Genomic DNA, 12,662 nt, shown 5'->3' on the forward strand with positions numbered 1-12,662 from the left:
CACCACAATGTGACCGAATACCGTATTGATCCCATTCCGCCCGGCCCGGCGCCATGCTCAGATAGCCGCACCTGCCCAAGGACCGGCCCGACCATGCGCCCTGCCCCGCCCGCCCTGCTGGAGCCCCGGCCATGAGCCGCCTGCGCGTCATCATCGGCGGTACCGCACTGGCCCTGCTGGCCGCTGCGGTGCCGATCGCGGTCATGGCCTACGCCACCTGGGACCGCGCGGTCAGCGTCGAACAGCAGCGCCTGCGCGACATCGCCGATCGCACCCTGCGCCGCTCCGACCTGTCCTACCAGGAGGCGCTGGCGGCGCTGAAATCCGCCGAAGCCGGTGCCTACGTGTCCTGCAGCCCCGAGCACATCCGGCGCATGCAGACCCTGGTGATGACCACCCCATCGATTGACCAGATGGGCTACTTCGAAGGAGGCAAGCTGCGCTGCACCTCCTGGGGGCCGTTCCTGTCGGATGTGGATCAGCCCAGGCCGGACCACGTCACCAGCGACGGCGCCGGCATCGCGGTGGACGTGCGCCCGGAAATCAGCGGGCGACGCCAGGTGCTGGCGATCCTGTATGGGTCCTACGACGCACTGGTGGACCCACGCCGCTTCGTCGATGTCATCGCCGACCCGAATGTGCGGCTGGCACTGGCCAGCCCCGATGGACGCCTGCTGGCCAAACAGCCCGGCCTGGATCCGGACCTGCTGCAGGCGCTGCTGCGCGACCCGGGCGAAGGCCTGGACCAGACCACGCTGTTCGCTACCGCGCGCAACGAGGAATGGCTGGCCGTCGCCACTACACCGCGCACCGCGCTCGCTGCGGCCTTCCGCCAACAGGCCTGGCTGTACGTGCCGGTGGGCCTGCTGCTGGCCGCCGCCGGCGCCGGGCTGGTGATCTGGCTGTCGCGGCGCCGCCTTTCCCTGCGCGGCGAACTGGCCACCGCCATCCGCCGCCGCGAGCTGTACCTGCATTACCAGCCGATCATCGAACTGGACACCGGCATCTGCGTCGGCGCCGAGGCGCTGGTGCGCTGGCAGCGCCCGGATGGCACCCAGGTGCGCCCTGACCTGTTCATTCCGCTGGCCGAAGAGGCCGGCATGATCGCCGACGTCACCGACCTGGTGATCGAGAACGTGGTGCGCGACATGCGCGAGCTGCTGGTCGCCGACCGCAGCGCGCACATCGCGATCAACCTCGCCGCCGAAGACATCAGCAGCGGTCGCGCCCTGAAGATGATCTCCCGGCACATGGCCGGCAGCGGCATCCTGCCGCAGCAGATCTGGATGGAGGCCACCGAACGTGGCTTCCTCGATCTGGACCGTGCGCGCACCATGCTCGCCGCCGCCCGCCGCGCCGGCCACAGCGTGGCCATCGATGATTTCGGCGTCGGCTTCTCCAGCCTGCAATACCTGCAGCAGCTGCCACTGGATGCGCTGAAGATCGACAAATCATTCATCGATGCGATCGGCACCGAAAGCGCCACCAGCCCGGTCACGCCGCACATCATCGACATGGCCAAGGAGCTGGGCCTGTGGGTGGTGGCCGAGGGCGTGGAAACCGAAGCGCAGCTGGCCTACCTGCACAGCCGGCATGTGGAATTCGGGCAGGGCTGGCTGTTCTCGCGGCCGCTGCCGCGCGATGAGTTCGTCGCCTTCCATCAGAAGCGGCAGCAGCAGTACGGCGCTGCACGCGAACACATGCAGAACCCGCGCAGCGTGCCGATCGAGCGTGAGGGAGTGGAGTAGGACGGCGAACGGCGGAGCCCCTCGTGGCGGATCGCGCCCGGTGGATCCATCAGGTGAGGCCGCGTGGGTAGGTCGCGCAGGGGGCGCTGCAAGTACCCGTCCAGGGCCCGGCCCAGCCGCTGGCGGCTGTGCGTTCGGACGCTTGCGAAGCAGTGCTTCGCAAGCAAAGCGCCCTCACCCATGTAGGCTCGGTCGCCGCCTGCTCGTGTGCGCTGTCCTGCGCACACGGCAAGACCGGGGTTGGGCGTCCTGCGCAACCCACCCACCCGGCCACGGACACATTGCGGCGGCGTCCCGCCACGGAATCAACGGAAGAAAGCGAAAGCAAAGGCAAACGCGGGTCGCTGCGCTCGGTAGATCCACGCCATGCGGGATGGCGTGGACCACGGTAGTGCCGGCCGCTGGCCGGCACCTCCGTAACGTTTGGCCTGCGCCTACGCCCAGGCCTTCGGCCGTGCCAGCAGCCACGCGGCGGTCACCGCCAGCAGCAGCAACGGCAGCCATCCCAGCTGGCGTGGGCCGCTGGCCTGCAGCAGCACGCCGCCTGCCACGCCGCCGGCCGCAATGGCCAGGTTCCAGCCGGTCACCAGCATCGATTGCGCCAGGTCCGCAGCGGCCCCGGCGCGCCGTGCCAAGGCGGTCTGGAACAGGGTCGGCACGGCGCCGAACGCCACGCCCCACAGGATCGTCGCCAGCAGCAGTGCGCTCGCCACGCCAGGCCACACCAGCAAGGCCAGCACCGGCACGATGAAGCCGATCACCGCCGCCCACACCAGCGCATGCAGGTGGCGATCCACGCCCCAGCCGGCAATCGCGATGCCGGCAATGGCCGCCATGCCGAATGCAAGCAGCAGCCGGTCCAGCCAAGCACCGGCACCCGCGTCGACCGCCAGCGGCTCGATATAGGTGTACAGCACGTTGTGCGCCAGCACGTACAGCGCCATCACCAGCAGCGCACTGCGTACACCGGGCAGGCGCCACACGGTCGCCAGCGAAGTGCGTTGCCCGGCCCCAGCGGCCGGCAGCGCAGGCAACGCCCAGCGCGCGTAGGCCAGCAGCAGCAGACCCAGCACGCTCATCAGCGCGAACGCCCAGCGCCAGCCGATCTGCTGCCCCAGCAGCGTCCCTGCCGGCACCCCCAGCGACAGCGCCAGAGGCGAACCGACCATTGCCACTGCGATGGCCCGTCCCTGCAGCGACGGCACCACCATGCGCGCGGCATAACCGGCCACCAGCGACCACAGCAGTCCACCGCTCACACCGGCCAGGAAGCGCGCAGCCAGGATCAGCGCGTAGCTGCTGCTCAACGCCGTCAGCGTATTGACCACCACGAAGCCGGCGATGGCCGCCAGCAGCAGCGGACGCCGTGGCAGGCGCTGGGTCAGCGCGGTCATCGGCAGTGCGGCCATCACCGAACCCAGCGCATACACGCTCACCAGCTGGCCGACCGCCGCATCACTCACGCCCAGGCTTTCGCCCATCGGCCGCAGCACACCCGCCGGCAGGGTCTCGGTCAACAGGGTGATGAAGCCGCCACCGGCCAAGGCAAGCAGGCCCGCCCACGGCAGGCGCGTGGCCTCGCCGGCCGGACTGGCGGCATCGATGGCATGGCCGCTCATCGCGTTGCCCCCAGGTCGGCATAAATCGCATCGCGCAGTTCATCGACAAAGGCGCCATCCATGCCTTCGTACAGGGTGTTGGTCAGCGCCACCACGCTCAGCCCGCGCGCCGGATCGACGAACCAGCTGTGCCCGTACGCGCCGCCCCAGCGCCAGCTGCCCACGCCCTGCGGGGTACCGCTGGCGGCGGCATCACGCAGCACCGCAAAGCCCAGCCCGAAGCCCCAGCCGGCCGGTTCCGGCGGCCCCTGTTCGCCCACCTGCCCGGTGGCCATCTCCTCCGCCAGCGCGGGTGGCAACAGACCAGAGCGCTGTACGTCGCGCAAGGCCTCGAGCACCGCCATCACCTCGTCGGCGGTGCCGACCAGGCCCGCACCGGCCGAGGCGAAGCGGCTGGCATCGGTGGCGCGCGCAAGGCTGTACTCGATGCCGACCGTGCCCTCGAACGGCGCGACCATCTCGCCTTCCTGCAGGCGATGCGGCTGCGGCGTGTCGCTCACATAGGGCGTTGCCAGGCGCTCGGCAGCGCGGGTGGCGAACGCCGTATCGCGCAGGCCCAACGGGGCAGCCAGCAGACGCTCGAACAGCGCCTGCAGTGGTTCACCGGTCGCGGCTTCGGCCACCGCACCGGCCACGTCCACGCCCAGCGAGTACAGCCACTGGCTGCCCGGCTCGAACAGCAGTGGCGCCTGCGCGATCCGGCGTACGTTCTCGGCCAGGGACACCGGGCTGGCGTCCATGCCATCGCTGACGCCGGCCCGGGCGTACGGTCCGTGCGCATCGGCTTCCAGGAAGCGGTAGCCCAGCCCGCTGCTGTGGCTGAGCAGCCGGCGCAGGCTGATCGGCGGCCTGCGGCCATCGGCCAGTGCCGGCCGGAAGTCCGGCAGCCAGCGCTGCACCGGCGCATCGAGGTCGAGCACGCCCTCGGCCACCAGGCGCAGGATCACCGTGGCCAGCAACGGCTTGCTGACCGATGCCAGCCGGAACAGCTGATCGCGCTGCATCGGCCTGGCCGACTCGCGATCGGCCAGCCCGGTCGCGCTGGCATGGCGCAGCACGCCGTGCTCGCGCACCAGCACCACCGCACCGACCAGGCGCAGCGGGTGGACCTGCTGCAGCAGCCGCTGCACCGAAGGCAGCGTCGGTGCAGGTTCAAGGGAAAGAGCGGCATTCATCGCGGTGATCCGTGGGGAGAGGCCCGCCACGTTAGGCAGCACGGCGCGGCGCAAAAAGCCGGTTGCCGCTCCGGGCATCATGGACCGTGCAGTCCGCAATCGGCATCATGCCCGGAGCTGTAACGCCGCAAGGGCTGCGCGAGGCCCCGCACCACAGTGTTGCGATGGCCGCGCCGCGTGCCGCGATCACCCGCCCCTACCCTGCCGTTTTCATTGCCGGTACGCCCATGTCAGTCCTGGACAACCTCGCCAACCTGCAGACCTTCGTGCACGCCGCCGACACCCGCAGCTTCGTCGAGACCGGTCGCCTGCAGGGCATCTCGGCATCGGCCGCCGGCAAATGCGTTGCGCGGCTGGAGCACGCACTGGGCGTGCGCCTGTTCCACCGCAGCACGCGCAGCATCACGCTCACCGCCGAGGGCCAGCTGTTCCTGGCACGCTGCCGGCGCATCCTCGACGAGCGCGATGCCGCGCGCACCGAACTGGCGCAACCGCACGCTGCACCGAGCGGCACGCTGCGCATCGGCCTACCGTTGGTGGGCGACCTCACCCTGCCGTTGATGGCCGAGTTCATGGCCGCGTATCCGGACATCCGCCTCGACCTGGATTTCAGCGACCGGCTGGTCGATGTCATCGAGGAAGGCTTCGATGCGGTGCTGCGCGTTGGCGAACCCAGCGACTCGCGGATGAACGCACGCCGGCTGGGCGTGTTCCCGCGGCGTGTCGTCGCCTCGCCGGGCTACCTGCAGCGTCGCGGCGTTCCGCGCACGCCGGCGGGACTGATGCAGCACACGCTGCTGCACTATCGCTTCCCCACCACCGGCAAGCTGGAGCCGTGGCCGATCCACTGGCCCGATGACGAAGCACCGCAGGAACTTCCGGTGCACATGGTGGCCAACACCATCGAGGCGCGGGTGGCGCTGGCACTGCGTGATGTCGGCCTGGCCTTCGTGCCGGTGCACTCGGTACGCGAAGCGCTGGCCGACGGCCGCCTGGTCACCGTGCTGGAGGATCATGTGCACTCCTGCGGCACCTTCCACCTGCTGTGGCCGTCGGGCCGACACGTACTGCCGAAGCTGCGGGTGTTCATCGACTTCGTCGGCGCCCGCCTGGACACCGTGCCGTAGATCCACGCCACGCATGGATGCTTCTTGTGGAGTCGAGCCATGCTCGACTCACCGGCACCCCAAGCGAAGATCAGCCGAGCGTGGCTCCGCGCTACAGCTGCACGCAGCCATTCAGCCAACCCCGCTATACTGCCCGCTCATTCCTCCCAGAGGCTCGCGACCAATGCGCCATTGATGCCGCCGTCTTCCCAGCAGACGGCCTGACTCTTCCCGCCCCTGCGCGCAGGGGAGAACCCGGCATCCATGGAGGTCGCATGACCACACATTCCCTCACGCTCGATCGCGTGTCGTATCGGCTGGCCGACGGCCGCCCGCTGTTTTCCGATCTGTCGTTTTCCTTCGATCCGGTCGCCACCGGCCTGGTGGGTGCCAATGGCACCGGCAAGAGCGTGCTCGCACGCCTGCTGGCCGGCCGGGTGCGGCCAGAGAACGGGCAGGTGCGCAGCAGCGGCCGCGTATTCCTGTTGCCGACGCCTGGCTATCCACCCGCCGGCACGGTCGCTGAACTGGCCGGCGTCGGCGCGGAACTGGCCGCGCTGCAACGCATCGAAGCCGGCAGCGTGGATGAGGCCGACTTCGCCTGCGTCGGCGACCATTGGGATCTGCGCGAGCGCCTGCAGCAGCAATGGCAGGCGCTCCGCCTGCCCGACGATCTCGATCCCGCCCAACCCGCCGCGCGTCTCAGTGGCGGCCAGGCCATGCAGGTGGCGCTGTCCGGCGCCTGGGCCAGCGGCGCCGATTGGCTGATCCTGGACGAACCCAGCAACCACCTCGATGCCCGCCATCGCCAGCGGCTATACGAACGGTTGCGGCAGTGGCGCGGCGGCCTGCTGGTGATCAGCCATGATCGCGAGCTGCTGGCGCAGATGCAGCAGATCGTCGAGCTCGATGCGCGCGGACTGCGTCGCTATGGCGGGCCGTGGCAGCACTACGCCGACGCGCGGGCCGCCGAACGCGCAGCGGCCGCCGCACAGCTCGACCACGCACGGGCCCAGCACCGGCAGCAACAGCGCAGCGCGCGCGAGCAGCACGAACGCCAGCAGCAGCGCCAGGCACGTGGCAATCGCGATGCGAAGCAGGCCAACCAGGCACCGATCCTGCTTGGCCGGCAGAAACAGCGTGCAGAGGCCAGCCACGGGCGCGCGCAACAGGTCCAGGCCGATCGTCTGCAGGCCAGCAGCGACCAACTGCGCGCAGCGGCTTCGGCAGTTCACGCCGCGCCAGAGCTGGCGCTGTTCGCCGGTGACGGTGAACGCGGCAGCGCACGTCTGCTGCAGGCGGAGTCGCTGGTGCTGCCGCATGGTTGCAGTGCACCGTTGCAACTGGAGGTCCGCCGCGGCCAGCGCATCGCCGTGGTCGGTGACAACGGCAGTGGCAAGTCCACGCTCCTGCGCGTGCTGGCCGGCCAGCTGCCTGCACGCAGTGGCATCGTGCAGCGTCATGCACCACTGGCGCTGCTCGACCAGCAGCTGCTGGGGCTCTCCGGCGAACGCAGCATTCTCGACACCGTGCAGGCTGCCAACCCGGCGGCCGATACCGGTGAACTGCGCACACGGCTGGCCCTGCTCGGGCTGGACGCGCAGCGCATCCAGCGTGCAGCCCATCGCCTCAGCGATGGCGAACGGGTAAAAGGCGCGCTGGCCAGCGTGCTGTATGCCGATCCCGCACCGCAGCTGTTGCTGCTGGACGAGCCTGGCAATGCACTGGATCTTGATGCCCTGCAGGCGCTGGAAGAACTGCTGGCGGCATGGCCGGGCGCGCTGCTGATGGTCAGCCACGACCGGCACCTGCTGCAGGCGTTGCGGCCGACCCACGTGCTGCAGGTGGGCACCGGGGGTTGGCAGTGGCGTGACGCCTTGTAGATCCACGCCATGCGTGGGTCCACTGCAGCAGCCGAGCATGGGCTCGGCTCTACAGGATTGGCCGCGACGGATCACATTGTAGAGTCGAGCCATGCTCGACTCCGCCATGCATCCATCCACGCATGGCGTATCGACCAGGGGTAGTGCCGCCCGCTGGCCGGCAACCCATGGATCCTCAGTGCACCGTCACCGCTTCCACACCGGGAACGCCTGCGGCAGCTGTTGCCACAGCAGCGGCCCCGCACGCAGTTCCTGATCGTTGAGCAGGCACGCGTCCAGCTCCGCACGCACCGCACGCTCATCCATGTGCACGCCGATCACCACCAGCTCCTGGCGGCGGTCGCCCCACAACGGGTGCCACACGCGCTGCATCGCCGAATGCGCGGCTGCATCCGGGAAGTCTTCCGGTCCCGGCAACGGTGCGCTCCAGCAGTCGGCCTGCTGCCGCGCCCAGCCCAGATCGCTGTACGGCAGCGGCGTGGGCGGCAGCAACGGCGGCGTGTCCTCCAGCCCGGCACGCACGCGATCGCGTGCGGCGTACCAGAACCCCGCCGCCTGCGTCCGCGTCGCGGCGCCCACGGTGTTCAGCTCGCCCACCCAGTCCATGCGGTTGGCCAGCCAGAACCAGCCCTTGCTGCGGATCACGCCGGGCATGCCCGACTGCAGCGCACGGGCGAAGCGCGCGGGATGGAACGGTCGCCGCGAGCGGTAGACGAAACTGGCGATGCCATATTCTTCGGTCTCCGGCGTATGCTCGCCACGCAGTTCCTTTACCCAGCCCGGCGCACGTTGCGCACGCTCGTAGTCGAAGCGGCCGGTGTCCAGCAGCTCGGCCAGTGGCACGTCACCGAAGCGTGACAGCAGCAGCTTCGCGTCGCGGTTCAGGCCACGCAGCACGGCCAGCGTGTCCTGCAGCACTTCGTCATCTGTCTGGTCGACCTTGCTGACCACGATCACGTCGGCGAACTCGACCTGCTCGCACAGCAGGTCGACTACGCCGCGATCGTCATCCGGCCCGGCCTGCTGGCCGCGCTCGGCAAGGCGCAACGTCGAGCCGAAGTCGGCGAGGAAAGCGCTGCCATCCACCACCGTCACCATCGTGTCCAGGCGCGCGATGTCACTCAGGCTGAAGCCCTGCTCGTCGCGTACCGCGAAGGTGGCCGCCACCGGCATCGGCTCACCGATGCCCGTCGACTCGATCAGCAGATAGTCATAGCGCCCCGCATCGGCCAGGCGCCGCACTTCCTGCAGCAGGTCATCGCGCAGCGTGCAGCAGATGCAGCCATTGCTGAACTCCACCAGCGTCTCTTCGGTGCGGTGCAGTTCGGCGCCGCCCTCGCGTAGCAGCTGCGCATCGATGTTGACCTCGCTCATGTCGTTGACGATGACCGCCACGCGCAGGCCCTCGCGATTGCGCAGGATCTGGTTGAGCAGGGTGGTCTTGCCGGCTCCGAGGAAGCCGGACAGCACGGTGACCGGAAGGCGACGGTCGGCGCGGGAAACAGTGTTCATGTCGGAGCGGGTTGGCTGCGGAACGGAAATGTTACTGTATAACAATTGCTGCGCAAGGAACCTCCCCCGATGAAGTCGCCTTCTGCCGCCCTGCTTGATGCCGGCGCGGTCGCCCTGTCCAGCCTGTGCCTGCTGCACTGCCTGGCGCTGCCCCTGCTGGCCGCCGCGCTGCCGCTGTTCGGCACGTGGGCCGAAGCGGAATGGGTGCATCTGCTGTTCGTGGCCATCGCCCTGCCGCTGACCGGGTATGCACTATGGCGGGCCGAGCGCCGCCATCCGTTGCCGGTGCTGGCCTGGGCCACCGCCGGCGCCGGGCTCGGCCTGCTGCTGGCCGGCGCGCTGGCGTTGCCCTCGCACGACTGGGAAACACCGATGACCGTCACCGGCAGCCTGTTGCTGGCCGCCACGCACATCTGGAACGCGCGGCACCGGCACGGGTAATGCCGGTCGCTGGCCGGCAACTTCACGAACGGGGAAGGCAACCTGCGGTTGCCGGCCAGCGGCCGGCACTACCCGGTCATTTGCCGTAGCGGCGCAGCAGTTCGACCAGCACTTCGGCCTCGGCCGCCCGCTGCTGCGGGTCTTCGGCGCCGACCACATGTTCCTGCAGATGCTCGTGCAGCAGCTCCATCAGCAGGCTGTGGGCGGCGCCGCGCACCGCAGCAACCTGCACCAGCACGTCCGCACAGTCGCCGGCCTCACCCTCCGGCCTGTCCAGCGCCTGCTCCAACGCCGCCACCTGGCCGCCGATCCGGCGCACCCGGGTCAGCAGCTGCTTTCGATTCCTGTGTACATGGGCCATGGGCGCATCGTATACCCTATGAGGGTATCCTTCCACCCTCTGGTCTTCCCATGCACCTGGACGCCCTCGCCGCCGCCCGTCGCCACGAACACCGCTTCGACGACGGCAACCCGCTGGCCGAACGCAATACCCGCCGCGCCCTGTGGCTCACCGTCAGCATGATGCTGGTGGAAATTGTCGGCGGCTGGTGGTTCAACTCCATGGCCGTGCTCGCCGACGGCTGGCACATGAGTTCGCACGCACTCGCGTTGGGCCTGGCAGTGTTCGCCTACCGCTGCGCGCGCCGCTACGCGCACGACCCGCGCTTCGCTTTCGGCACCTGGAAGATCGAGATCCTGGCCGGCTATACCAGCGCCATCGCCCTGCTTGGCGTCGCCGCGCTGATGGCGGTGCAATCGCTGGAGCGGCTGTGGGTACCAGCGCCGATCCACTACAACGAAGCCATCGCCATCGCCGCGGTCGGGCTGGGCGTGAACCTGCTGTGTGCCTGGTGGCTGCACGACAGCCCGGGCCACGCGCATCATCACCATGGCCATGACCACGGGCATGGCCACGACCACCACGACCACGGGCATGCGCACGGTCACGACCTCAACCTGCGCTCGGCCTACGTCCACGTGCTGGCCGACGCCGCCACCTCGGTGCTGGCCATCGTCGCCCTGCTCGGCGGCAAGCTGCTTGGCCTGACCTGGCTGGACCCGGTGATGGGCCTGGTCGGCGCCGTGCTGGTCACGGTGTGGGCGATCGGCCTGCTGCGCGACAGCGGCCGCATCCTGCTCGACGCGCAGATGGACGCGCCAGTGGTGGCCGAAGTACGCGAGGTGATCGAACAGGGCCCGTGGCCGGCACGCCTGGCCGACCTGCACGTCTGGCAGGTGGGTCGCGGCAAGTACGCGGTCAGCGCCAGCGTGGTCACCAGCGACGCCACGCTGGATGCCGATACCGTGCGCAGCGCGCTGGCGATCCATGAAGAGCTGGTGCACGTAACGGTGGAGATCCACCGCAGCGCGTGAGACATCCGGTAGTGCCGGCCGCTGGCCGGCAACCCCATGAACACCGCACGCGATCTGCAGTTGCCGGCCAGCGGCCGGCACTACCGCTAGAGCTTCAGCATCATCCGCAACAGGTACATCAGCAGCGGCAGCGCACTCAGCACTGCACCGCCGATGCCGATCCACGGCCAGCGCTCACCGCGCACGCGCGAGGCCACGGCCAGGCCGCCCCCCACCAGCGCCGCACCCAGCACGCCCACGCCCAGCCCTGCGGCCATGCCATTGCCACCCGCGGCGACCGCCGCCTGTGCCGCCACGGTGCCTGCCCCCCACCCCACTGCAATACCCAGCCAACTGGCCACGCCACACCACGGTGCCTTGCCCTGCGCCATCCGAAAACCCCTGTGTCCTTGCCGAATTTCTGTACGGGCCACGCCCGCGTGCTGCCTACACTAGCCGCACCTGCCCTGTAGGGACATCCCATGCGCGCGCTCCGCCTGCTGCTGCCCGGTGCCCTCCTGCTGCTCACTGCCTGCGGCGACGATGCACGGCTTCCCTTCTCCGCCGACCCATTACAGGGCTGCTTCGCCACAGGCGCGCGCAAGCCCGCCGACTTCCGCATCGACAAGGAAGGCGGCCAGTACTTCGTTTCCTTCAGCCGTGGCGCGCAGTGGCAGCGCGAACCCAATGCCCTGCACAAGGCCACCCGCAGCGAGATCGGCCGTTACTTCCGCGACGGCGCCGAGCAGATCGACAGTGCCCTGATCCGCATGTCCGGCGGCTTCGGCATCTTCCACTTCAACAAGGGCGCGACGCTGAAGGGCAAGGCCGGCGACAGCGACTACATGGCGCTGATGCTGATCGGGGCTGGGCCGGTGTATGCGGTGAAGTGCGATTAGGCAATGGATCAACATTCAAACTAGTGAGAAAAGTTTGAAATGTGGTCAAGCACAGCGCAGGTCACAATCTGAAACATGAATATGTTTGAGCCTGATGTCTCCGCAACCGTAGAACGGAGACTCGCAGATGAGCAATCGCACGCTGATCCTGTGTCTGGCAATCGCCACGGCCTCGCCTGCATTCGCAGAAACACCATTGAGTGTCGACAAAACGGAGCTCGGCACCAAGGGGGAGATCATCATTGTTCGCCGTACAACTTGGCCGGACTTCGACGGCGGGCAGATTCCAGTTGATCAGCATCTCAAGCCGGATGGATTTGGACGCCTGATCTATCGATACAGCGACCAGCCGGAGGCGACCAAGCTCTATCATCAAGCCTTCTGCGCTTCCATGGATATGGAACCATCTCAAGGCGAAGGGACGATTGAAGGGCCTGCAGCAGGCTGGGCATGCACTCGTGAAAACACACCTGGTAATCCAACCTCAAAATTGAATTCGAAGAGTATTGACTGGGTTACGGCAACTGCGCCGAATGGACGTGTGCCTGTGGGTGTTTCCTATTACTCAACAGGCCAGATGAACGCAGAGAGCTCCGTCGCCGGAGCCCGAACAGCTAAGATTGGTGTTGACAACGGCAGATGCTACCTTAGCGATACACGTCATTACTCATCCCCCTTCTATCTCAGCGAGGGAATTGGCGTCGTCTGCACCGTAATGGAGTCACGGTTCGTGAGCACCTCCCTGGACGTGTGCATACCAAAGCAATGCGCATCCAATCGCGGAACTCAGTTCGCCCAGTAGGCAACTGATCTTAGGCGGCCTTCAGCCTTTCACTGAAGGCCGTGCCGCGGCATCCCGTCATACTGATTGATTGCACACGCCTCACAGACCGTTGTTCTCAACGACCATGGTCAGAAACCACTCT

The 12,662-nt window shown here is 68.2% G+C and carries 12 protein-coding genes; 7 read left to right on the forward strand and 5 right to left on the reverse strand.

The window, feature by feature from the left end:
• Positions 1 to 131 precede the first annotated feature (131 nt).
• Positions 132 to 1,748, forward strand: a complete 1,617-nt coding sequence (locus tag KXV01_RS16770; RefSeq protein ID WP_049413610.1) for an EAL domain-containing protein — start codon at positions 132 to 134, stop codon at positions 1,746 to 1,748.
• 434 nt (positions 1,749 to 2,182) lie between these two features.
• Here KXV01_RS16770 and KXV01_RS16775 read toward each other — a convergent pair whose 3' ends face one another.
• Positions 2,183 to 3,367, reverse strand: a complete 1,185-nt coding sequence (locus KXV01_RS16775) for an MFS transporter (RefSeq protein WP_099495197.1) — start codon at positions 3,365 to 3,367, stop codon at positions 2,183 to 2,185.
• Entirely contained in the window at positions 3,364 to 4,542 is a 1,179-nt protein-coding gene (locus tag KXV01_RS16780) for a serine hydrolase domain-containing protein (protein WP_111097144.1), read from the reverse strand. Before KXV01_RS16780 ends, KXV01_RS16775 begins: the two co-directional genes overlap by 4 nt.
• Positions 4,543 to 4,769: 227 nt before the next feature.
• Here KXV01_RS16780 and KXV01_RS16785 point away from each other — a divergent pair, with 227 nt between their 5' ends.
• The gene (locus KXV01_RS16785; protein WP_049417321.1) at positions 4,770 to 5,669 is read left to right on the forward strand and encodes a LysR family transcriptional regulator; all 900 of its coding nucleotides are present in this window, start codon (positions 4,770 to 4,772) and stop codon (positions 5,667 to 5,669) included.
• A gap of 254 nt (positions 5,670 to 5,923) precedes the next feature.
• The gene (locus KXV01_RS16790; RefSeq protein WP_111097143.1) at positions 5,924 to 7,531 is read left to right on the forward strand and encodes an ATP-binding cassette domain-containing protein; all 1,608 of its coding nucleotides are present in this window, start codon (positions 5,924 to 5,926) and stop codon (positions 7,529 to 7,531) included.
• Positions 7,532 to 7,717: 186 nt separating this feature from the next.
• Here KXV01_RS16790 and KXV01_RS16795 read toward each other — a convergent pair whose 3' ends face one another.
• On the reverse strand, positions 7,718 to 9,043 hold the full coding sequence (locus KXV01_RS16795) for a GTP-binding protein (RefSeq protein ID WP_111097142.1): 1,326 nt from the start codon (positions 9,041 to 9,043) through the stop codon (positions 7,718 to 7,720).
• 69 nt (positions 9,044 to 9,112) lie between these two features.
• Between KXV01_RS16795 and KXV01_RS16800 the strand changes: the two genes are divergently transcribed.
• Complete coding sequence (locus tag KXV01_RS16800; protein ID WP_014645760.1) at positions 9,113 to 9,484, forward strand: MerC domain-containing protein; 372 nt, start codon at positions 9,113 to 9,115, stop codon at positions 9,482 to 9,484.
• A 76-nt stretch (positions 9,485 to 9,560) separates the two neighbouring features.
• Here KXV01_RS16800 and KXV01_RS16805 read toward each other — a convergent pair whose 3' ends face one another.
• Positions 9,561 to 9,845, reverse strand: coding sequence for a metal-sensing transcriptional repressor (locus tag KXV01_RS16805; RefSeq protein ID WP_049417302.1), 285 nt, complete (start codon positions 9,843 to 9,845; stop codon positions 9,561 to 9,563).
• Between the two features lie 50 nt (positions 9,846 to 9,895).
• On the opposite strand from KXV01_RS16805, the gene dmeF reads away from it, so the two are divergent.
• On the forward strand, positions 9,896 to 10,858 hold the full coding sequence (gene dmeF, locus KXV01_RS16810) for a CDF family Co(II)/Ni(II) efflux transporter DmeF (RefSeq protein ID WP_049417304.1): 963 nt from the start codon (positions 9,896 to 9,898) through the stop codon (positions 10,856 to 10,858).
• An 86-nt stretch (positions 10,859 to 10,944) separates the two neighbouring features.
• Here the strand turns inward: dmeF and KXV01_RS16815 are convergent, their stop codons facing one another.
• The gene (locus tag KXV01_RS16815) at positions 10,945 to 11,229 is read right to left on the reverse strand and encodes a hypothetical protein (protein ID WP_005415073.1); all 285 of its coding nucleotides are present in this window, start codon (positions 11,227 to 11,229) and stop codon (positions 10,945 to 10,947) included.
• 90 nt (positions 11,230 to 11,319) lie between these two features.
• On the opposite strand from KXV01_RS16815, the gene KXV01_RS16820 reads away from it, so the two are divergent.
• Positions 11,320 to 11,736 carry a hypothetical protein gene (locus KXV01_RS16820; RefSeq protein ID WP_099495202.1) on the forward strand — a complete coding sequence of 139 codons (417 nt, stop codon included), beginning with the start codon at positions 11,320 to 11,322 and terminating at the stop codon, positions 11,734 to 11,736.
• Between the two features lie 127 nt (positions 11,737 to 11,863).
• Positions 11,864 to 12,538 (forward strand): hypothetical protein, encoded by a 675-nt coding sequence (locus KXV01_RS16825; RefSeq protein WP_143566455.1) that lies wholly within the window; start codon positions 11,864 to 11,866, stop codon positions 12,536 to 12,538.
• Positions 12,539 to 12,662 lie beyond the last annotated feature (124 nt).

Source organism: Stenotrophomonas sp. Ps181 (assembly GCF_025697425.1).
Lineage (GTDB): Bacteria > Pseudomonadota > Gammaproteobacteria > Xanthomonadales > Xanthomonadaceae > Stenotrophomonas > Stenotrophomonas sepilia.

Coding starts and splice junctions, on each gene's coding strand:
- KXV01_RS16770 (WP_049413610.1), top strand. CDS start 132: ATGAGCCGCCTGCGCGTCATCATCGGCGGTACCGCACTGGCCCTGCTG.
- KXV01_RS16775 (WP_099495197.1), bottom strand. CDS start 3,367: ATGAGCGGCCATGCCATCGATGCCGCCAGTCCGGCCGGCGAGGCCACG.
- KXV01_RS16780 (WP_111097144.1), bottom strand. CDS start 4,542: ATGAATGCCGCTCTTTCCCTTGAACCTGCACCGACGCTGCCTTCGGTG.
- KXV01_RS16785 (WP_049417321.1), top strand. CDS start 4,770: ATGTCAGTCCTGGACAACCTCGCCAACCTGCAGACCTTCGTGCACGCC.
- KXV01_RS16790 (WP_111097143.1), top strand. CDS start 5,924: ATGACCACACATTCCCTCACGCTCGATCGCGTGTCGTATCGGCTGGCC.
- KXV01_RS16795 (WP_111097142.1), bottom strand. CDS start 9,043: ATGAACACTGTTTCCCGCGCCGACCGTCGCCTTCCGGTCACCGTGCTG.
- KXV01_RS16800 (WP_014645760.1), top strand. CDS start 9,113: ATGAAGTCGCCTTCTGCCGCCCTGCTTGATGCCGGCGCGGTCGCCCTG.
- KXV01_RS16805 (WP_049417302.1), bottom strand. CDS start 9,845: ATGGCCCATGTACACAGGAATCGAAAGCAGCTGCTGACCCGGGTGCGC.
- dmeF (WP_049417304.1), top strand. CDS start 9,896: ATGCACCTGGACGCCCTCGCCGCCGCCCGTCGCCACGAACACCGCTTC.
- KXV01_RS16815 (WP_005415073.1), bottom strand. CDS start 11,229: ATGGCGCAGGGCAAGGCACCGTGGTGTGGCGTGGCCAGTTGGCTGGGT.
- KXV01_RS16820 (WP_099495202.1), top strand. CDS start 11,320: ATGCGCGCGCTCCGCCTGCTGCTGCCCGGTGCCCTCCTGCTGCTCACT.
- KXV01_RS16825 (WP_143566455.1), top strand. CDS start 11,864: ATGAGCAATCGCACGCTGATCCTGTGTCTGGCAATCGCCACGGCCTCG.